Below are 892 nucleotides of genomic sequence, written 5' to 3'. Positions count from 1 at the left end.
GCCGTCGTGTACCGCGCCGAGCCGGACGGCTCGGTTGAGGGGTATCGGAAGGGGTCGATCCCGCTCGACCTCTCCGAGGTCGTCGATCCGGTGTCGTAGCCGCGTCGCTCCTCGGTCGGATCTCGAAAGAGAGGGTACGGACTCCGTGCGGTTCGCCGCGTCAGAACGAGACCGGCGAGGGCCCGTCCTCCGCGTCGGTGGTCGGGTCCCGGTCCGAGTAGAACCGGCGACCGACGCCGCGGTGACAGACGCCGGCTCGGATCGCGGTGAACACCTCGCCGGCGTCCTCGAACGTCTGGTCGCCGAACCGTTCCAAGACGTCGCCGAGCCGCTCGGACCCGTTCGCGAGCTCTACGGTCGCGTTTCCGTGAGCCGCGATGATCTCCTCGGAGGTGGTCGGGTACTGGTGCCGTTCGAGTCGGTCGTCGACGCCGTTCAAGCGCATCAACAGCTGAAAGCCGCCGATAGTTCTTAATGATTGTCCATGTACAACCTTAGTCGGAGGGGATACCTTATACCGCCTTATATCCGTCCAATCCCGACGCCGTCCAGAACCGCCGTCGATTAGTGACAGGCCCCGCTATCCGCGTTTATGCCCGCCGACTCCGCTGACCCCGTCGTCGCCGACCTCCACGCGCACACGACCGTTTCGGACGGGACGCTCACCCTAGACGAGGTGCCGGCGGCCGCCCGCGACGCCGGCGTCGACTGGGTCGCAGTCACCGACCACGACCGGATCCACCCGGGTCTCGACGCGCCGGTCGTCGAGCGCGACGGCGTCCGGATCGTGCGCGGGATCGAACTCCGCGTCGACGCCGGCTTCGAGCGGCTCGACCTCCTCGGGTACGGCGTGGAACACACCGACGCCCTCGACGCGGAGATCGACCGCCTC

Annotated in this window: 2 protein-coding genes; one reads left to right on the top strand and one right to left on the bottom strand. The window is 67.7% G+C overall.

The genetic code is table 11. The features are described 5' to 3' along the window. Positions 1-160 precede the first annotated feature (160 nt). Positions 161-445: a hypothetical protein gene (locus BN903_RS09750; protein WP_048077549.1), complete on the bottom strand. Its 285-nt coding sequence runs from the start codon at positions 443-445 to the stop codon at positions 161-163. A 147-nt stretch (positions 446-592) separates the two neighbouring features. Between BN903_RS09750 and BN903_RS09745 the strand changes: the two genes are divergently transcribed. Continuing rightward, positions 593-892 (top strand): PHP domain-containing protein (locus BN903_RS09745; protein ID WP_048077548.1); only part of this gene is annotated, 300 nt, incomplete at its 3' end.

The organism is Halorubrum sp. AJ67 (assembly GCF_000513435.1).
The sequence above is the reverse complement of the archived record's forward strand: the minus strand, read 5'-3'. Positions and strand labels throughout refer to the sequence as shown.